General features: G+C 69.1%; 16 protein-coding genes. 9 read left to right on the top strand and 7 right to left on the bottom strand.

All coding sequences use genetic code 11. From position 1 onward, the window contains the following. The first annotated feature begins 29 nt into the window (after positions 1-29). Entirely contained in the window at positions 30-527 is a 498-nt protein-coding gene (locus ACWGL1_RS12175; protein WP_452112140.1) for a response regulator, read from the top strand. On the opposite strand, the gene ACWGL1_RS12170 is transcribed toward ACWGL1_RS12175, so the two are convergent. Next, on the bottom strand, positions 524-1,423 hold the full coding sequence (locus ACWGL1_RS12170; protein ID WP_452112148.1) for a lysophospholipid acyltransferase family protein: 900 nt from the start codon (positions 1,421-1,423) through the stop codon (positions 524-526). The two genes, ACWGL1_RS12175 and ACWGL1_RS12170, sit on opposite strands and share 4 nt — an antisense overlap. Positions 1,424-1,478: 55 nt before the next feature. Continuing rightward, the gene (locus tag ACWGL1_RS12165; RefSeq protein ID WP_452112139.1) at positions 1,479-2,249 is read right to left on the bottom strand and encodes an SDR family NAD(P)-dependent oxidoreductase; all 771 of its coding nucleotides are present in this window, start codon (positions 2,247-2,249) and stop codon (positions 1,479-1,481) included. A 109-nt stretch (positions 2,250-2,358) separates the two neighbouring features. Here ACWGL1_RS12165 and tipF point away from each other — a divergent pair, with 109 nt between their 5' ends. Together tipF and ACWGL1_RS12155 are read left to right on the top strand one after the other, a co-directional pair. Beyond that, positions 2,359-3,627 carry a flagella assembly cyclic-di-GMP phosphodiesterase TipF gene (tipF, locus tag ACWGL1_RS12160; protein WP_452112138.1) on the top strand — a complete coding sequence of 423 codons (1,269 nt, stop codon included), beginning with the start codon at positions 2,359-2,361 and terminating at the stop codon, positions 3,625-3,627. 54 nt (positions 3,628-3,681) lie between these two features. Next, complete coding sequence (locus ACWGL1_RS12155) at positions 3,682-4,371, top strand: 2OG-Fe(II) oxygenase (protein WP_452112137.1); 690 nt, start codon at positions 3,682-3,684, stop codon at positions 4,369-4,371. A 191-nt stretch (positions 4,372-4,562) separates the two neighbouring features. Here ACWGL1_RS12155 and ileS read toward each other — a convergent pair whose 3' ends face one another. After that, on the bottom strand, positions 4,563-7,481 hold the full coding sequence (gene ileS / locus ACWGL1_RS12150; protein WP_452112136.1) for an isoleucine--tRNA ligase: 2,919 nt from the start codon (positions 7,479-7,481) through the stop codon (positions 4,563-4,565). Between the two features lie 282 nt (positions 7,482-7,763). Between ileS and ACWGL1_RS12145 the strand changes: the two genes are divergently transcribed. Further along, a complete protein-coding gene (locus ACWGL1_RS12145; RefSeq protein ID WP_452112135.1) occupies positions 7,764-8,330 on the top strand; it encodes a DUF3828 domain-containing protein in 567 nt (188 codons plus the stop codon). Positions 8,331-8,334: 4 nt separating this feature from the next. On the opposite strand, the gene ACWGL1_RS12140 is transcribed toward ACWGL1_RS12145, so the two are convergent. The 4 genes from ACWGL1_RS12140 to ACWGL1_RS12125 form a co-directional block, all read right to left on the bottom strand. Continuing rightward, positions 8,335-8,826, bottom strand: coding sequence for a hypothetical protein (locus ACWGL1_RS12140; RefSeq protein WP_452112134.1), 492 nt, complete (start codon positions 8,824-8,826; stop codon positions 8,335-8,337). Between the two features lie 74 nt (positions 8,827-8,900). Continuing rightward, the gene (locus ACWGL1_RS12135) at positions 8,901-9,830 is read right to left on the bottom strand and encodes a bifunctional riboflavin kinase/FAD synthetase (RefSeq protein ID WP_452112133.1); all 930 of its coding nucleotides are present in this window, start codon (positions 9,828-9,830) and stop codon (positions 8,901-8,903) included. A 12-nt stretch (positions 9,831-9,842) separates the two neighbouring features. Further along, positions 9,843-10,304: a MaoC family dehydratase gene (locus ACWGL1_RS12130; protein ID WP_291779782.1), complete on the bottom strand. Its 462-nt coding sequence runs from the start codon at positions 10,302-10,304 to the stop codon at positions 9,843-9,845. A gap of 39 nt (positions 10,305-10,343) precedes the next feature. Continuing rightward, positions 10,344-11,213 (bottom strand): TIGR01459 family HAD-type hydrolase, encoded by an 870-nt coding sequence (locus ACWGL1_RS12125; protein WP_343828600.1) that lies wholly within the window; start codon positions 11,211-11,213, stop codon positions 10,344-10,346. A 107-nt stretch (positions 11,214-11,320) separates the two neighbouring features. Between ACWGL1_RS12125 and lspA the strand changes: the two genes are divergently transcribed. The 5 genes from lspA to ACWGL1_RS12100 all read left to right on the top strand — a co-directional run bounded on the left by lspA (position 11,321) and on the right by ACWGL1_RS12100 (position 17,463). Beyond that, positions 11,321-11,848 carry a signal peptidase II gene (gene lspA / locus ACWGL1_RS12120; RefSeq protein ID WP_291779776.1) on the top strand — a complete coding sequence of 176 codons (528 nt, stop codon included), beginning with the start codon at positions 11,321-11,323 and terminating at the stop codon, positions 11,846-11,848. Between the two features lie 67 nt (positions 11,849-11,915). Continuing rightward, a complete protein-coding gene (locus tag ACWGL1_RS12115) occupies positions 11,916-12,482 on the top strand; it encodes a DUF3035 domain-containing protein (protein ID WP_291779772.1) in 567 nt (188 codons plus the stop codon). A 138-nt stretch (positions 12,483-12,620) separates the two neighbouring features. Beyond that, positions 12,621-14,135 (top strand): TolC family protein, encoded by a 1,515-nt coding sequence (locus tag ACWGL1_RS12110; protein ID WP_452112132.1) that lies wholly within the window; start codon positions 12,621-12,623, stop codon positions 14,133-14,135. Next, the gene (locus tag ACWGL1_RS12105; RefSeq protein WP_338578062.1) at positions 14,132-15,184 is read left to right on the top strand and encodes an HlyD family secretion protein; all 1,053 of its coding nucleotides are present in this window, start codon (positions 14,132-14,134) and stop codon (positions 15,182-15,184) included. The genes ACWGL1_RS12110 and ACWGL1_RS12105 overlap by 4 nt, the downstream gene beginning before the upstream one ends. Continuing rightward, complete coding sequence (locus tag ACWGL1_RS12100; RefSeq protein WP_452112131.1) at positions 15,181-17,463, top strand: ABC transporter permease; 2,283 nt, start codon at positions 15,181-15,183, stop codon at positions 17,461-17,463. Before ACWGL1_RS12105 ends, ACWGL1_RS12100 begins: the two co-directional genes overlap by 4 nt. Positions 17,464-17,559: the final 96 nt, after the last annotated feature.

The following is a 17,559-nucleotide window of genomic DNA, read 5'->3' as shown; positions in this document are numbered from 1 at the left end:
CCGGCGTTCCTGTTTTCCGGTGTCCTGAGATGTCCGCCCTGAGTTCGATCCACGTCCTGCTGGTCGACGACAATCCCAATATGCGCGCCATCGTCGCCGCCATGCTCAAATCCGTCGGCGTCGGCCGCCTGACCGAGGCCGAGGACGGCGCCGACGGGTTGGAGCTGTTGCGTCGAGAGGCCGTCGACATCGCCATCGTCGACTTTCGCATGAAGCCGATGGACGGGGTGGCCTTCACCCGCGCCGTCCGCAACCAGGCCGACAGTCCCAATCCCTATCTGCCCGTCATCATGATGACGGGCCATTCCGAGAAAAGCCGCGTGACCGAGGCGCGCGATGCGGGCGTCACCGAATTCGTGGCCAAGCCGGTGAAGGCCCAGACCCTGCTGACGCGTCTCGAAGCGGTGATCCTGCGCCCCCGCCCGTTCGTGCGCTCGCCCAGCTATTTCGGCCCGGATCGTCGCCGCACCCGAACCGAAGGCTACGCCGGCCCCTTCCGCCGCGCCGGCGACGGCGTGCTGGATTAGGCGTCCGACGCCCGCAGCGCCTCATAGACCTGAGGCGGCCAGCGTTTGTGGACCCAGAACCAGTCGACCGGATGCTCGCGCACCCGATCCTCGACGAAGCGGTTGGCCGCCTGGACGCCCGCCAGGACGTCCGCCGCCTTGTCGCCCGTGTCGGGCACGGCGATCGGCTCGTGCGCCGTCACGCGGAAACGCACGCCGGGCAAGCGCACCACCGACAGGGGCTGCATCACCGTGCCGAACTTCAGCGCCATGCGCGCCGCGCCGGGCGAGGCGTTGACCGGCTGGCCGAAGAACTCGACCTCCGGGCCCTGGCTGTATTTCTGATCGACCAGCAGGGCGATAGATTCGCCGCGCTTCATCCCCGCCATCAGCTCGCGCGTGCCGTCGCCCTTGGGCGCAAACAGCTTGATGCCGTAACGCTCGCGGCTCTGGCGGATCAGGGCGTCGACATAGGGGTTGTTGGCCGCGCGATAGGTCACCTGACACGGCACGCCCGCCGACATGATGACCGCCGCCATGACCTCGAAATTGGCCAGATGGCCCGAGATCAGCACGACCGGACGGCCGCTGTCGCGCACGGCGTGAAGCCGCTCCAGCCCGACGATGTCGATCCGCCCGCTCTCCGGCGTCAGTCGATCCATCACCGCCAATTCGGCGAAGGTCCGCCCCGTCTGCTCCCATTGATCCACAGCCAGACGATCGCGCTCGGCGGCGTCCATGTCGGGAAAGGCGATCCTCAGATTGCGCGTCACCGTCCTGTGCGTGCCGGTCAGCGGCCCCAGCGTCCGCAGCAGCTTGCCGCCGAAGCCCGAGGCCCGTTCGACGCCCAGCAGGCGCAGGAAGCCGAACAGCCCCTGGAAGGCCGCCGCCTCCAGCCGCCAGTTCAGGTCCTGCAGAAACGGGACCTCTCTATGTGCGCTACCGCCCTTCGGGCTGCTTGAGCGCGTTTGATCACCAGGCAATCGTCAGTCCGCCGTCCACCACCAGGGTCTGGCCGGTCACATAGGCCGACGCAGGGCTGCACAGATAGACCGCCGTGCCCGCGATTTCATCCGGCTGGCCGATCCTTTTCAGCGGCGCGGGGTCGGTGACGGTCTTCAGCAGCTCGGGGTTCTCCCACAGGTAGCGGGCGAAATCGGTCTGGACCAGGCCCGGCGCGATGCAGTTCACCCGCACGTTCGACGGCCCGTATTCGACCGCCAGATTGCGCGCCAGCTGCATGTCCGCCGCCTTGGAGATGTTGTAGGCGCCGATCAAAGCGTTCCCGCGAAGGCCGCCGATGGAGGAGATCAGCAGGATCGCCCCGTCCTTGCGCTCGACCATCTCCGGCGCGACCATCTGGATCAGCCAGTGGTTGGAGATGACGTTGTTCTGAAGGATCTTTTCGAACTGTTCATCGCTGATGCCGGCCATCGGCCCGGCGTAGGGATTGGTCGCCGCATTACAGATCAGAATGTCGATCTGGCCGAAGGCGGTGCGGGTATCGTCCACCAGCCGCTGCAGGTCTTCCTTTGAGGCGATGTTGGCGGGAATGGCGATGGCGCGGCCCTCGCCGTGCTTGTCATTGATGGCGACGGCGACCTCTTCGCACGGCCCGGCCTTGCGCGAGGAGATGACGACGCGGGCGCCGTGCTCGGCCAGACGCTCGGCGATGGCCTTGCCGATGCCCTTGGAAGAGCCGGTGATGATGGCGACCTTGCCGCTCAGATCGAACAATTCCATGCGTTAACCTCCTTTTACCGCCCGTTTATCCGCGCGGACCCTAGCCGTTAGCCTTCGTTAACGTGATACTTGATCGATTCTATAGGGAAAGGCGGTTCTGACCGGCCCCATGCGAAAGATCACCGGCGGCTTCCTCTTCTTCGGCTACCTGTTCCTCGCCCTGACCATCGGGGCGGCGATCTGGCGCGCCGGTCTGGGCGGCGGCGCGGGCGCGGCCGGGGTGCTGGGCGCGCTGGGGATCATGGCCGGCCTCCACGCCATCGTCACCGGCCTGGCCGACCGACGCGCCCTGCGTCTGGAAATCGGCAAGGTGCGCGAGGCCCACCGTCTGCTGGCCGATGCGATGGAGTCGACCCAGGGCGCCCTGACCGAACTGGCGCAGGCGATCGAGACCGGCGCCCTGTCGCGCACCGACGCCCTGACCGGCGAGGTGCGGATGCTGGAAGGCCTGGTCCAGCAGATGAGCGCCTCAATCGAGGAGCGGCTGGCCGCCTCCACCCTGACCGCCGACACCTTCGAGGGGCGCCGTCAGGTCCAGTCGAACACCCTGCTGAAGACTGTCCACGACGCCCTCAGCGAGAACCGCGTCGACCTGTATCTTCAGCCCGTCGTGACCCTGCCCCAGCGGCGGACGGTCTTCTACGAAAGCTTCACCCGCCTGCGCGACCCGTCGAACCGGGTGATGATGCCGGCCGAATACCTGTCGGTGGCCGAGGGCGAGGGCCTGCTGCCCGCCATCGACAATCTGCTGCTGTTCCGCTGCGCCCAGATCGTGCGCCGTCTGGCTGGGCAGGACCGCAAGGTCGGGGTCTTCTGCAACATCTCGCTGGCGTCTCTGGGCGACGAGACCTTCTTCCCGCAGTTCCTCGACTTCCTGAGCCAGAATCGCGACCTGAAGGACGCCCTGATCTTCGAACTGGGTCAGGCGACGTTCGACGCGCGCGGCGCCATCGAGGCGCGCAACATGGCCAAGCTGGCCGACCTGGGCTTCCGCTTCTCCATCGACAAGGTGCAGACGCTGGACCTGGACTTCGCCGATCTGCAACGCTCGGACGTGCGCTTCATCAAGGTGGCCGCCGACCTGCTGATCGAGCAACTGCTGGATCTGGACGGCGCCGCCCCCCTTCCCAGCCAGCCGGACATCCGCGCCGGCGACTTCGCCCCCCTGACCCGCCGTCACGGCCTCGAGCTGATCGCTGAAAAGGTCGAGAGCGAGAAACAGGTCGTCGACATCCTCGAACTGGATATCGCCATGGGTCAGGGCCATCTGTTCGGCGAGCCGCGCGCCATCAAGGAAGCCGTCCTGGCCGAGACCGACCCGCCCGCCGACTTCGTGCGCTCGACGCTGAAATCGGCCGAGCAGAGGGTGCGCCTCTAGGCCCACGGCCGAAAGCCGCCAGACAGCCGCGCCGCCGCGCGCTCTGATGGCGGCATGACCGACGCCTCCCTCGATTGGCCCCGCATCGCCGCCGACCTGAACGCTCAGGGCTGGGCCATGACCGGCCCCCTGCTGACGCCCGCGACGTGCGAGGCCCTGCAGACCCTCTATGACCAGCCCGAGCGGTTCCGCAGCCGCATTGTCATGCAGCGCCACGGCTTCGGTCAGGGCGAGTATCAGTATTTCGCCGAGCCCCTGCCTGATCCCCTGCCCCGGCTGCGGGCGCGGCTTTACGAGGGCCTGGCGCCGATCGCGGACGACTGGGCGAGACGGATGGGACGACCCGGCTTTCCGGCGCAACTGGAAGAGCTGACCGCCCGCTGCCGCGCGGCGGGACAGACGCGGCCGACGTCGCTGATGCTGCGCTACGGTCCGGGCGACTACAACCGGCTGCATCAGGACCTGTACGGCGATCTGGTCTTCCCGCTGCAGGCCGCCATCCTGCTGAGCGATCCGACCGAATTCGAAGGCGGAGAGTTCGTTCTGGTCGAGCAAAAGCCCCGTTCCCAGTCACAGGCCCATGTCGTGCCGTTGAAACAGGGACAGGCGGTCATCTTCGCCGTACGCGAACGCCCGGTCGCCGGAACGCGCGGCGACTACCGCGTCCAGATGCGCCACGGCGTCAGCACCGTGCGCGCAGGCAAGCGGATGACGCTGGGGCTGATCTTTCATGATGCGGCATAACAAGTCCGCTCATCCCCGCGGAGGCGGGGACCTAGTGAGAGCTTCACGCGAATCCGATTGAAATCCCGCCCAATCCCACCGCAGCGCCTGCAGCCAAAGCACTGGGTTCCCGCCTCCGCGGGGATGAGCGGGTGTTGGAAGTTGCGCTCTAAAAAAGGCCCCTCCGGTGAAACGGAGGGGCCTGATCACTTTTACGCCTTCTGCGCGTCCAGCCAGCGCACCGCATCAGCGTCACGGGCCGACAGGTCGGGGTAGTCAGCGTCCGACCCCACATCCGGCACCCGGCGCCACGAACGGGCGCATTTGGGATAGTCCGCCGTCTTCACCTCGACCGTCACGGCCTCGCCGCCCGCAATCAGTTCAGCCCCCGAGGTGCGGAACACCTCGGCGGCGTCCAGGCCATCGAACGGCGCCAGCAACTCGGCCGGGGCCGTCACTACCGGCCAGGCGTCCAGCGCCCCGCCGATGACCTTGTCGCGACGCGCGGCTTCCAGCGCCTCGTTGACCACTTCCAGCACCGTCTCGACATTGGTCCAGCGTTCGGCCTCAGCCGTGTTGCGCCACTGGCCCGGCGTTTCGGGGATCACCCGCGCGCAGTTGGTGCCCGCGTCGGGGAAGCGCGTGGTCCAGGCCTCGTCCATGGTGAAGGGGGTCAGCGGGGCCAACCAGGCGGTCAGGCGGCTGAACACCTCGTCCATCACCGTGCGCACGGCGCGGCGGCGGACGCTGTCGGGACGGTCGCAGTAGAGGCTGTCCTTGCGCACATCGAAATAGAGGGCCGACAGGTCGCCCGAGCAGAACTCCAGCACCGGACGCACCACGTCCTGGAAGCGGTAGTCGCGGTAGGCCTCGCGCACCTGGCCGTCCAGCTCCCACAGGCGGTGCAGGATGAACTGCTCCAGCGGCGGCATCTGGTCGTAGGACAGGCGCTCGGCCTCGTCGAAGCCGTTCAGCGCGCCCAGCAGATAGCGGACGGTGTTGCGCAGCTTGCGATAGGCGTCGACCGTGGTCTGCAGGATCTGCTTGCCGATGCGCTGGTCGTCCGAATAGTCGACCAGGGCCACCCACAGACGCAGGATGTCGGCGCCCGACTCCTTGATGATGGTCAGGGGGTCGGTGGTGTTGCCCCGCGACTTCGACATCTTCTCCCCGTTCTCGTCCAGGGTGAAGCCGTGGGTCAGCACCGCATTGAACGGCGCGCGGCCGCGCGTGCCGCAGCCTTCCAGCAGCGACGACTGGAACCAGCCGCGATGCTGGTCCGAGCCTTCCAGATAGAGGTCGGCGGGCCAGTGCGACGGGCGGTCGCCGCTATAGCCATGCTCGGCCGTGCGCGGATCGAGCGTAAAAGCGTGGGTCGAGCCGCTGTCGAACCAGACGTCGAGGATGTCGGTCACCTTCTCGAACCGTTCGGGATCGTGCGCGCCCAGGAAGTCGGCGTCGGGCGCCGAGAACCACACGTCGGCCCCGCCCTCGGCCACGGCCTTGACGATGCGGGCGTCGACCTCGGGGTCGTGCAGGGGCTGGCCGGTCTGCTTGTCCACGAACATGGCCAGGGGCGTGCCCCAGGCGCGTTGGCGGCTGATCAGCCAGTCGGGACGGCCCTCGACCATCGACCGGATGCGGTTCTTGCCCGCCGCCGGGTGGAAGGCGGTGGCGTCGATGGCGTTCAGCGCCCGGTCGCGCAGGGTCCCGTCGTCCTCCAGCGGCTCGTCCATGCGGATGAACCATTGCGGCGTATTGCGGAAGATGATCGGCGCCTTGGAGCGCCACGAGTGCGGATAGGAGTGCTCCATCCGGCCGCGCGCCAGCAGGTTGCCGGCCTCGATCAGCTTGTCCATCACCGCGCCGTTGGCGGGACCGAACTTGCCGGTCTTCTTGCCTTCGGTCTCCAGCACCTTGAGGCCCGCGAACAGGGGGACGTGGTCGTAGTAGGCGCCGTCGGGATCGACCGTGTCCGGCACTTCGCGATGACCGTGAGCCAGCCAGACATTGTAGTCGTCCGCGCCGTGGCCCGGCGCCGTGTGGACGAAGCCGGTCCCTGCGTCGTCCGTGACGTGGTCGCCCGCCAACAGCGGCACCGAGAAGCCGTAACCACTGTCCAGCGCCGCCAGCGGGTGGGCGCACTCCAGACCCGACGGATCGATGTCGTAGACGCGCGTCCAGGCGGCGATCTTGGCGGCCTTGAACACCTCTTCAGCCAGCTTGTCGGCCAGGATGAAGCGGTCGCCCGGTTTGGCCCAGGGCTCATAGTCCAGCCCTTCCTCAAGGGCCGTGACCTCATACAGGCCGTAGTTGATTTCGGGGCCGTAGCTGATCGCCCGGTTGGCCGGGATGGTCCACGGCGTGGTCGTCCAGATCACGATCGCGGGCGTCGCCGTGCGGAAGGCCAGCAGGTCGTCCGGGTGGCTGTCGGTCGCGCCGACCACCGGGAATTTGACCCAGATCGTGGGCGAGACGTGATCGTGATACTCGACTTCCGCGTCAGCTAGGGCCGTGCGCTCGACCGGCGACCACATCACCGGCTTGGAGCCGCGATACAGCTGGCCCGAGTTCTTGAACTTGTGGAACTCAGCGACGATGGCCGCCTCGGACGTGAAGTCCATGGTGGCGTAGCGGTTGGCGAAGTCGCCGGTGATGCCCAGACGCAGGAACTGGTCGCGTTGCAGGTCGATGTATTTGCCGGCGTATTCGCGGCAGGCGGTGCGGAACTCTTCCTTCGACACCTCGTCCTTGCGGCGGCCCTTCTTGCGGAATTCCTCCTCGATCTTCCACTCGATGGGCAGGCCGTGGCAGTCCCAGCCCGGCACGTAGTCGACGTCATAACCCAGCAGGAAGCGCGAGCGGACCACGAAGTCCTTCAGCGTCTTGTTCAGGGCGTGGCCGATGTGGATGTCGCCGTTGGCGTAGGGCGGGCCGTCGTGCAGCACATAGAGCGGCGCCTTCTGCTCCTGACGGATGGCGCGCAGGCGGCCATAAAGGTCGCCCCACTGCTCCAGGATTTCCGGCTCCTTTTTGGGCAGGCCGCCACGCATCGGGAACGGCGTCTCGGGCAGGAAGACGGTGTCGCGATAGTCGCGGCCGGAAGGGGTCTGGGTGTCGGCGTCGGCCATGGAATGTCTTTTCGTCTTGTCGCGCGCGGCCGCTTGGAAGCGGCGTCGGGCGTCAGTCTAGCGTGAAGGCGCCGAACGGCCCATGCCCTGATGCCTCAAGGCGGCGTCTCGGCGGAATGTTTCGAGAAATCCCGACGTGCGCGGGGCTGTCAGCCCTGCAGCGCTACGCCGGGCGGCTAATCGAAATCGGACGGATCACGCGAACGGTCATGATGGTAAGGCTCTAGCAGACCCGGCGTCCCCTGCGCCATAGTCCAGACGAACAGATGGGGAGACGATCAGATGCGTGTTCAAGCCTTGGCGACGGCGGCGGCGTTGGCCCTGACGGCGGCCGCCTGCTCAGAACCGACGAGCACGCCTGCGGCGGCTGAGAAGGCCGCCCCCGCCCTGACCGGCCGCGCCGCCGTCTACGCCGCGGGCGAAAAGGACGCCGAGGCCTTCGTGCGCGCCCTCTACGCCCGCGTCAGCGAGCCGCGCGAGAGGCCCGACCCAGCCGAGGCGACCATCACCCCCGGCCGCGATCCGCTCTATTCGCGCACCATGAACGCCCTGATCGGCGTCGACGACCGCGAAGCCAAGCGCACGAACAGCGCCCCCTACCTCGACCACGATCCGATCTGCGCCTGTCAGGACATCGACGGCTTTGCGCTGAAAACGGTGACGATGACGCCGGACGGTCCGCGCGCGGCCACGGCCGACGTCGTCTTCACCAACCACGGCGAGGACCAGCGCCGGACGCTGAAACTGCTGAAGGAAGGCCCGATGTGGCGCATCGCCGACATCATCGACGACAAGGGCAAGTCGCTGCACGACGACCTGATGGCCATCGCCGAGAAGGCGCCGGGTTAAGGCGTCAGGCGAAGGCCCAGACGCCCGCCGGTCCGTCTGCGTCATCGAAAGAGAGCGGCGTCTTCGGGCGGGTCCGGCGTGTCCGGCCACCAACGTCCAGCCGACGCAAGGGCCGAAGGCGAACCGCCGCCCAACGCACCACCGCTGCCTTCACCGGCGAAAACCGGTTCTGGGCGGCCATCAGGCTGACTGCCGTGAAGACTTCCAGATAGGCCAACACGTCCCCGGCGGCGAAAAACGCCAGTTCCAGACCGACCGTTTGCCACAGGATCATCACGCCGATCATCACCAGCGCGAACCGCAGCGATGAGCCGGAGAAGGCCCATGACATCTTGTCCATGGCCCAGCGTCGCGCTTCGGCATTGGCGCCGAAAACCAGGGCGAGCGTGCCGACCCAAAACGGCGCCGACAGACCCGCGCCGGTGAACGCGGCGCCGACGCTCCAAAGGATGCAGATGCCGACGACGGCGAACCAGACACTCGAATCTTCCGTCATGCCCTCTCCCCAACATTGCCGGGTAGAGTTGGGATCGGGTCGCGCCGCCTTCAAGTCACAAGGCAGAAGATGCGTCAGCCCAGCACGGCCCTCGCCGCCTCTGCGTCGGCGTCGATCTGGACCTTCAGCGCGTCCAGGCCGTCGAACTTCATCTCGCCGCGCAGGAAGGCGATCAGTTCGGTCTCCAGCACCTGGCCGTAGAGGCTTTCGTCGAAGTCCAGCAGCCAGACTTCCAGCAGCGGCTCCTCGATCTCGAACATCGGGCGCACGCCCAGGTTGGCGACGCCCTTGACCACCCGGCCGTCGGGCAGGCGGGTGCGGGTCGCATAGACCCCATAGGCCGGGCGCATATACTCGCCCATGGCGATGTTGGCGGTGGGCGTGCCGATGGTGCGGCCGCGCTTGTCGCCGTGGATCACCTCGCCCTGAATGGCGAAGGGGCGGCCCAGGATGGCGGCGGCGCGGTCCATGTCGCCCGCCTTCAGCGCCTCGCGCACGGCGCTGGACGAAAGCTTGAGCCCTGAGGCGTCGTCGATGCGGTCGGTGACCGAGACGCCGAAGCCCAGCGTCTCGCCATAAGCCTGCAGCAAGGCGGGCGAGCCGGAGCGGCCCTTGCCGAAGGTGAAGTCGAAGCCGACGGCGGCGTGGACGATCCCGAGGCCTTCGGACAGGACGCGGCGGGCGAATTCCTCGTCCGTCATGCCCGCCATCTCGCGATCGAACGGCAGCAGGTACAGGCGATCGACGCCCAGCGGCGCCAGGGCGCGGGCCATCTGGTCCGGCGTCATCAGACGAAAGGGCGCGGCCTCGGGTTGGAACAGGCGGCGCGGATGAGGGTCGAAGCTGACGACGGCCAGGGGAACGCCCAGGCGCTCGGCCGCCCCACGCGCCGAGGCGATGACCGCCTGATGGCCGCGATGCACGCCGTCGAAAGCGCCGACGGCGACAGCCGCCCCCTTCTGCGCGTCCGTCAGGCCGCGCCAGTCGCGAATGACCTCGACCACTTCAGGCGGCCTTCAGCGGGCCGAAGGCTTGCGGCGGCGCGGCACGCGCACGACGGCCACGCCGTCCATGATCAGCTTGTCCTCGACAAAGCCTTCGCAGCGCAGCTCGCCGCGTGCGCTGTCATGGTCCAGGCCGATGACGGTGATGACGATCCGCACCGTGTCGCCGATCCGCACCGGGAAGTGGAAGGCCAGCGTCTGGGAGATGTAGATCGACCCCGCCCCCGGCAGGATCGTCCCCACCACCGCCGAGCCGAAGGCCGCCGACAGCAGGCCGTGGGCGATGCGGCCGCGATAGGCCGTCTTGGCGGCGAAGGCCTCATCCAGATGCACCGGATTGAAGTCGTCGGAGGCCTCGGCGAACAGACGAATCCGCTCCTCCGTGACGTGAACCGTCTTCTCGGCGGCCATGCCGACGTGGAGTTCGTCGAGGATGTAACCGCCCGACGGGTGCGCTTGGACCAGATCAACCATGAGCGGCCCTTTAAGGCAGGTGCGACGAAATGGCGAGACTCACCACGTCAGTTCCAGAGCGGCGTAGCGGGCGAAGGTCGTCTCGGCGCGGAGCAGTTCGGCCGCGCGGGCCGGATCGAGGGCCCCGTCCGCGCCCTTGGCCGCGTCGCCGTGAATGCCCTGGGCGATGAACAGACAGTCCAGCGCCTGTTCGGCGGCGCCCAGCACATCCGTGACCACGCCGTCGCCGATACACAGGACGCGCGAACGATCGACCGCGCGGCCCATCAGACCCTCGGCCTCCTTCAGCGCCAGGGCGTAGATGGGCGCGAACGGCTTGCCCGCCATGACCACGCGGCCGCCCATCGACTCATACAGATCGGCGATGGCGCCGCCGCAGTAGATGATGGAATCGCCGCGCTGAACGATGCGGTCGGGGTTGGCGCAGATCAGCTCCAGCCCGCGCGCGACGGCGGGCGTCAACCGCTCGCGATAGTCCTCGGGCGTCTCGGTCGTGTCGTCATAAGGGCCGGTGACGGAGATGAAGGCCGCGTCGCCGGCATCGTGGGCGCTGGTCAGGTCCAGGCCTTCATAGAGGACGAAGTCGCGATCCGGCCCGATGATCCAGGCCGGTCCGGGCGCGCGGCGCGCCAATTCCATGCGAGTGGCGTCGCCCGAGGTGACGAAGGCCTTCCAGGCGCTGCGCGGCACGCCCAGGGCGTCCAGCTGCGCCACCACGTCCGGCGACGGGCGCGGCGAGTTGGAGATCAGGACGACATGACCGCCCTTCTCATTGAACTTCGTCAGGGCCTCGCAGGCCGCCGGCCAGCTTTCGCGGCCGTTGTGGATCACGCCCCAGACGTCGCAGAGCAGGATGTCGTAGTCGTCGGCGACGGCGGACAGGCGGGGCAGCGGATGAGGCAGGGTCATGCCCTGCTTATAGCGAGGGAAAACCGGGGGGAAAGGCCGTGCCGACGATCCGCGCCTCTTCGCTTTCCCTCTTCGCCGCCGAACGTCTTCCTGCTAACTCGCTCGGCATGAAGATTTCCCGTCTCGCGCTCGGCGCCTACGGCATCGCCCTGGCCGTCATCATCCTGGACCAACTGACCAAGGCCTGGGTGCTGGGGGCCATCGACGCCGCCCATATCTCCAATATCCCCGACGGCTATCGCATCGCCGAGGTGGCGCCGCCGGTGTTCAACCTGACCTATGTGCTGAACACGGGCGTCAGCTTCGGCCTGTTCGGCGGCGGCGCGGGGCGTTGGATCCTGAGCGTCTTCTCCGTCGTCGTGGCCGGGCTGCTGGCCTGGTGGGCGACGCGGGCCGATCGTCGCCTGCTTATCGCCGCCATCGGCCTGGTCATGGGCGGCGCCATCGGCAACGTCGTCGACCGCATCCGTTTCGGCGGCGTGGTCGACTTTCTCGACTTTTCCGGCACGGGCCTGTTTCCCTGGATCTTCAACATCGCCGACAGCGGCATCACCGTCGGCGTCGTGCTGCTGATCCTGGACAGCTTCCTGTCCGAGCGGCGTTCGACAGTTGGCGCGGCCCACGAAAAGTCGTAATCACACCCCCTTAACTATCGACCCGAGCCTGCGCCCGTGCGGCGCGCCTCCCGGAGCCGAACGACCCATGCGTAACCGTCCCGTCCTGATCGTGACCCTGGCCGCCGGCGCGGCCCTCAGCCTGAGCGCCTGCGGATCGATGAAGCAGAGCATCGGCCTGACCAAGGTCGTGCCGGACGAATTCGTCACCGTGGCCAGCGCCCCCCTGGTGGTGCCGCCGGAATACGGCCTGACCCCGCCTTCGCCCGGCGCCCCGCGTCCGCAGGAGCTGGCGCCTGAAAGCGCCGCCCGTCAGATTCTGCTGGGCCAGCGCCAGGCGGTGACCCGCACCCCCGGCGAACAGGTCCTGGCAGCCGAGGCCGGTGCCGACCGCGCCGACCCCCTGGCCCGCTATGTCGTCGACGACGAGTTCGGCGGCCTGGCGCACAAGGAAGAAAGCTGGGCCAACCGCATCATGTTCTGGCGCAAGGACGATCCGGCCAGCCAGGCCGCGACGGTCAGCCAGACCTCGGAAGGCGCCAAGACCATTGACGCCTCCAGCGAGCACGCCCGCCTGGAAGCTCTGACCGGCGGCCGCGAAGGCATCACCATCGCGCCGCGTCGCGACAGCCGGTTCAAGCTGCCGGGTCTCTAGGCGCAGCCGGAAACCTTCGTCTTCAATCGAAAGGCGCGTTCGTCACGGCGAGCGCGCCTTTTGCAATTGGCGCGGCTTGCTTGACGCAACGGCCGTGCTTCAGGATCGTTGTTCACGGCTGATTGCGGGGTTGAAGCGATGGCTAGGGCTTGGATCGGATGGCGTGGAGCCCTGGCTGCGGGCGTCCTGACCCTGGGCGCGACATCCGTCATGGCGCAGGTTCAGCCTACCGCCGCCCAGGAGACGTCGCGCACGCCCCTGACCTACGCCGAAGCCGAGGCGCGGCTGCGCACCACCTCCAGCCTTGGGCGCGCCGCCGGCTACGGGGTCCAGGCCGCCGAGGCCCAGGCCCAGGTCGCCGCCGGACTGAACCGGCCGACGGTGTCGCTGGACGCCCAGCTGATCCGCTATCGCAAGACCTTCGACCTGTCGCTGTCGGACGCGCTGGACCGCGCCCAGTCCGACCTCGGCGCCGCCATCCCCGGCCTGATATCGGACCTGCCGGGCGTGCCGGGCGACGTGCTGAACGCGGTGGGCCAGCGGCTTGAGGCCGCCCTGCCGGAGATCTTCGCCGCCCTGCCCCACGACATCCGGCTGCAGGTGGACGACACCACCTTCCGCCCGACGGTCACGGCGCTCCAGCCTATCTACACCGGCGGGGCCATCCCCGCCCTGCGGCGCGCGGCGGCGGCCAACGTCGACCTGGCCGAGGCCCGGCGGCAGGAGGCCCTGAACCTGGAGAGCGTCAACCTGGCCCGCGCCTATTTCGGCCAGGTGCTGGCCGCCGAGGCGCTGAAGATCGCGCTGGAGACCCGCGACGGGTTCGACCTGCACCTGCACAACGCTCGGCGCATGGAGGAGGAAGGGATGCTCAGCCGCGCCCAGACCCTTCAGGTCGAGGTCGCCCGCGACGCCGCCCAACGCCAGGTCAACCGCGCCGAACTGGAGCATGAGAACGCCGTCGCCTCCCTGGCGCGCGTCGCCGACGTCGAGGCGGGCGTGACCCCGACCACGCCCCTGTTCGTCAATCGCGACCCGGTCGGCCCCGCCTCCGTCTTCCTGGACAGCGCGGGCCAGTCGAATTCGCGCATCGTTCAGGCCCAGGCCGGGCGCGATCTGGCCGAGGCCGGGGCGGATCTCGCGGCCTCGCGGATGAAGCCGTCGGTCTACGCCTTCGGAACCTACAACATGAACCCGGACGACGCCCTGCCGACCGAGCCGGACTGGGCCTTTGGGCTGGGCGCCCGCTACACCCTGATGTCGTCGCTGGATCGGCGTCGGATGCTCGGCGCCGCCCGCGCCCAGGCCTCGGCCGCCGGCGAGGTCGAGCGCCAGGCCCGCGACGACGCCCGCCTGCTGGTCACGCGCGCCTACAACCAGGTCGAGCTGGCGCGGCGGCAGTTCCTGACCATGGACAGCAGTCTGGCGGCCGCGCGCGAAAACCTGCGCGTTCAGGAGGTCGGCTTCCGCGAGGGCGAGGCGACCGCCGCCTCGGTCATCGACGCCCGCAACCTGCTGGGTACGGCGCGGCTGCAACGGGCGGCGGCGGCCTATGAATACGACCTCAGCCTGTCGGCCCTGCTGGCGGCGGCGGGAAGCGACCAGACCTTGAACGACTATCTGCAACGCGACGACCGGATCAGCGCCCCATGAGCGAGACGCCTTCCTCGGCCTATACGCCGCCCCAGCCGGCCGAAGCGCCCCCGCCGAAACCGCGCCGGTCGCCCCTGCCCCTGATCGTCGCGGCGGGCGTGGTCCTGCTGATCGCCTTCATCGTCGTGGGCCTGTTCCTGGCCGCCCGTCCGGCGCCGGATCAGGTCCAGGGCATGGTCGAGGCCGAGACCTTCACCGTCGCCACCAAGGTGCCCAGCCGCGTCGAACGCTTCCTGGCCGCCGAGGGCGATCAGGTGAAGGCGGGGCAGGAGCTGGCCCTGATGAGCAGCCCCGAGGTCGAGGCCAAGGACGCCCAGGCCCGCGCCCTGCTGCAGTCGACCGAGGCCATCCAGTCCATGAGCCGCGAGGGCGCCCGCGCCGAGGACGTCCGGACGGTCGAGTCCGTCTGGCGCGCCTCCCAGGCCACCGCCCGCCTGGCCGACCAGACCGCGCGCCGGGCCGAGACCCTGTTCGCCGAGGGCGTCATCTCGGCCCAGCGCCGCGACGAGGCCGTCGCCGCTCGCGCCGCCACCGCCTCCCAGACCGAGGCCGCCCGCCAGCAGTATCTGAAGGCCCTGGCCGGAACCCGGCCGCAGGAGAAGTCGGTCGCCGACGCCAACGTCAGCGGCGCCCGCGCCGCCGTCGCCGAGGTCGAGAGCCTGCAGGGCGAGACCCGCCTGACCGCCCCCCACGGCGGCGAGGTGTCCGAACGCTTCGCCAATGTCGGCGAACTGGTGCTGACGGGGGTGCCGGTCTTCACCATCGTCGACACGGCCGATCCCTGGGTCGCCTTCAGCGTGCGCGAGGACCAGTTCCGCGACCTGAAGATCGGCGCCGCCGTGCGCGGCGACGTGCCCGCGCTGGGGATCAAGGGCGCCGCCTTCCGCGTCACCGCCATCAGCCCCCAGGGCGAGTTCGCCACCTGGCGCTCGACCCGCCAGTCCCGCGGCTATGACGTGCGCAGCTTTCAGGTGAAGGCCAAGCCCGCCCGGCCGATCGAGGGTCTGCGGCCAGGCATGAGCGTCCTGTTCGACTGGTCGTCGCGATGAAGGGCGGCGCGGCCGTCTTCCTCGCGGCCGTTCAGGACGAGACGCGGCGGCTGGCGACCCGCCCGTGGGACGCCTTCGTCGCCTTCGGCCTGCCGCTGATCCTGCTGGCGGTGATCGCGGCCATGCTGGCCCCCGGCGTCATCCGCCAGGCCCCGGTCGCCGTGGTGGATCAGGATGACTCCGCCTTCAGCCGCGCGGCCATCCGCAACATGGAGGCCAGCCCCGGCGTGCGCGTGGCCCGCGCCCCGGCGACGGTGGACGAGGCCGTGGCTCTGATGCGGCGCGGCGAGGTCTACAGCATCGCCCACTTCCCCCCAGGCTTCAGCGAAGGCGCCTTTCGCCGCCCGGAGCAGGTGACGGTGTCGTTCAACGGCGCCTTCCAGACCGTCGGCGCCCTGTCGGCCCTGGGCCAGTCCTCGGCCATCGCCTCGGCCGCCGCGCCCCGGCTGGAGGAGCGGGCGCGCCAGATGGGCCTGCCGGCCACGGCGCTGGAGCCGCCCGCCGTCCAGGTGTCGATCATCGGCAATCCGCAGCTGAGTTTCGAGCTGTTCCTCGGCGGCCTGCTGGCGCCAGGCGTACTGCACCTGCTGGCGGCCTGTTCAGCGGTGCTGGCGGTCGGACGACTGATGCAGGGCGGCTCTTTCCAGACGTTCAGGGCGCAGACCGGCGGACGGAGCACGGCGGCCCTGATCGGGCGGCTGACGCCGCACTTCGTCATCTTCACCCTGTGGGGCCTGGCCTGGATCGGCTGGCTGTGCGGGATCAGAGGCTGGGGCGTGGCCGGGTCGCTGCCCCTGCTGATGCTGGGCGTGGCAGCCCTGATGGCGGTCAGCGTCGCCCTGTCGGCCCTGCTGGTCGCCCTGCTGGGGGACGTCGACATGGCGTTTTCGGCCACCGCCATCTATTCGGGCGCGGCCATCGCCTTCTCGAACGGCACCCTGCCGCTGGATCACGGGCCGCGCTTCGCCCGGATCTGGAGCGACATCCTGCCCTACACCCACTATCTGCGGCTGCAGACCGGACAGATGGTGACCGGTGCGGCGACCGGCGGGGCCTGGCGCGATCTGGCGATCCTGAGCGCCGTCACCCTGATCGCCCTGATCCTGGCCGCCGTGCTGATCCGCCTGCGCGCCCGGCGCGCTCCCAAGGCCGAAGCGCTGGCCTTTCCCCTGCCCGAACAGGGCGTCGGCGCCGCCTGCATCGCGACCTTCCGCAACCTGCCGCGCGCCCGGCCGGTCAGCAGCCTGCTGATCCTCGCTGTCGTTCTCTACGCCTTCTACTATCCGGCCGCCTATGCCGGACAGGCGGCGACGGGCCTGCCGGTCGCCGTGGTGACGCCGACGCAGAGCGCCCTGACTCGCGCGCTGGTCGAAGACCTGAACGCCTCCCATGCGATCGAGGTCGCCGCCGTCATCCCCTCCACCGCCGAGGCGTCGGACCTGATGCAGCGCGGCGTGGTCGACGGCGTCGTCATCCTGCCCGAGCGGTTCGAGGCCGACCTGGCGCGCGGCGCGCCCGACGGCGTGGCCGTCTGGCTGAACGGCGGCTATCTGGTCCGCGTCACCTCGGTCGGCAAGGCGGTCGCGGCGGCCGCCGCCCATGTCGCCGAGACGCGGCTGGAGGGCCTGCCCGAGGCCGCCCGCGCGGCCCGACTGGCGCCGAGCCTGAAACAGGAATCCCTGTTCAACCCGACCGAGGGCTATGGCGACTACGCCGTGCCCGCCGTCAGCCTGATCATCCTGCAACAGACCCTGCTGCTGGGCGCGGGCGTCATCGCCGCCCTGCGTCGCGAGACCGGCGCGTCCCCCATGCGGCGCAGCGCCCGGCTGGGTCTGTGGCTGGCGCTGACGACGATCGGCACGGCGTCCTGCCTGTTCTATTTCGGCTTCGTCTTCTGGTTTCAGGACTATCCGCGCGCGGGCGACCTGGCCGGGGTGATCCTGCTGGCGCCGGTCTTCGCCGCCGGGGTTGCGGCGCTGGGCCTGCTGCTGGGCGGACTGTTCGACCGGCACGAGCGGGTGTTGCAGGTGCTGGTCGGAACCTCGGCGCCGCTGTTCTTCCTGGCGGGCGCAGCCTGGCCGCACTTCATGATGCCGCAAGCCTTGGTCTGGCTGGCGCATCTGTCGCCCTCGACCGCGGCGGTTCAGGCCTTCGTGCGGATGAACGCCATGGGCGCCGGCCTGGCCGAAGTCGCGCCCCAGGCTTTGACGCTGGTCGCCCTCGCCCTGATCTTCGGCGGCCTGTGGCTGTGGCGCGGCGACGAACGCCGCCGCACCTGAAGGCTCAGCTCACGGCTACCCAGGTCGTCTCCGGCGCGGCCTGGTGGAAGACTAGACCTGTAATACGCATGAGCGCCCCGCGACGAGTCAGTCTCG

It is taken from the genome of Brevundimonas sp. NPDC055812 (assembly GCF_053616535.1).
The sequence above is the reverse complement of the archived record's forward strand: the minus strand, read 5'-3'. Positions and strand labels throughout refer to the sequence as shown.

Bases quoted from the DNA above. Each gene is read 5' to 3' on its own strand.
- ACWGL1_RS12100 (WP_452112131.1), top strand. From the start codon at position 15,181: ATGAAGGGCGGCGCGGCCGTCTTCCTCGCGGCCGTTCAGGACGAGACG.
- lspA (WP_291779776.1), top strand. From the start codon at position 11,321: ATGAAGATTTCCCGTCTCGCGCTCGGCGCCTACGGCATCGCCCTGGCC.
- ACWGL1_RS12175 (WP_452112140.1), top strand. From the start codon at position 30: ATGTCCGCCCTGAGTTCGATCCACGTCCTGCTGGTCGACGACAATCCC.
- ACWGL1_RS12130 (WP_291779782.1), bottom strand. From the start codon at position 10,304: ATGGTTGATCTGGTCCAAGCGCACCCGTCGGGCGGTTACATCCTCGAC.
- ACWGL1_RS12110 (WP_452112132.1), top strand. From the start codon at position 12,621: ATGGCTAGGGCTTGGATCGGATGGCGTGGAGCCCTGGCTGCGGGCGTC.
- ACWGL1_RS12115 (WP_291779772.1), top strand. From the start codon at position 11,916: ATGCGTAACCGTCCCGTCCTGATCGTGACCCTGGCCGCCGGCGCGGCC.
- ACWGL1_RS12125 (WP_343828600.1), bottom strand. From the start codon at position 11,213: ATGACCCTGCCTCATCCGCTGCCCCGCCTGTCCGCCGTCGCCGACGAC.
- ACWGL1_RS12165 (WP_452112139.1), bottom strand. From the start codon at position 2,249: ATGGAATTGTTCGATCTGAGCGGCAAGGTCGCCATCATCACCGGCTCT.
- ACWGL1_RS12105 (WP_338578062.1), top strand. From the start codon at position 14,132: ATGAGCGAGACGCCTTCCTCGGCCTATACGCCGCCCCAGCCGGCCGAA.
- ACWGL1_RS12155 (WP_452112137.1), top strand. From the start codon at position 3,682: ATGACCGACGCCTCCCTCGATTGGCCCCGCATCGCCGCCGACCTGAAC.
- ACWGL1_RS12145 (WP_452112135.1), top strand. From the start codon at position 7,764: ATGCGTGTTCAAGCCTTGGCGACGGCGGCGGCGTTGGCCCTGACGGCG.
- tipF (WP_452112138.1), top strand. From the start codon at position 2,359: ATGCGAAAGATCACCGGCGGCTTCCTCTTCTTCGGCTACCTGTTCCTC.
- ACWGL1_RS12140 (WP_452112134.1), bottom strand. From the start codon at position 8,826: ATGACGGAAGATTCGAGTGTCTGGTTCGCCGTCGTCGGCATCTGCATC.
- ileS (WP_452112136.1), bottom strand. From the start codon at position 7,481: ATGGCCGACGCCGACACCCAGACCCCTTCCGGCCGCGACTATCGCGAC.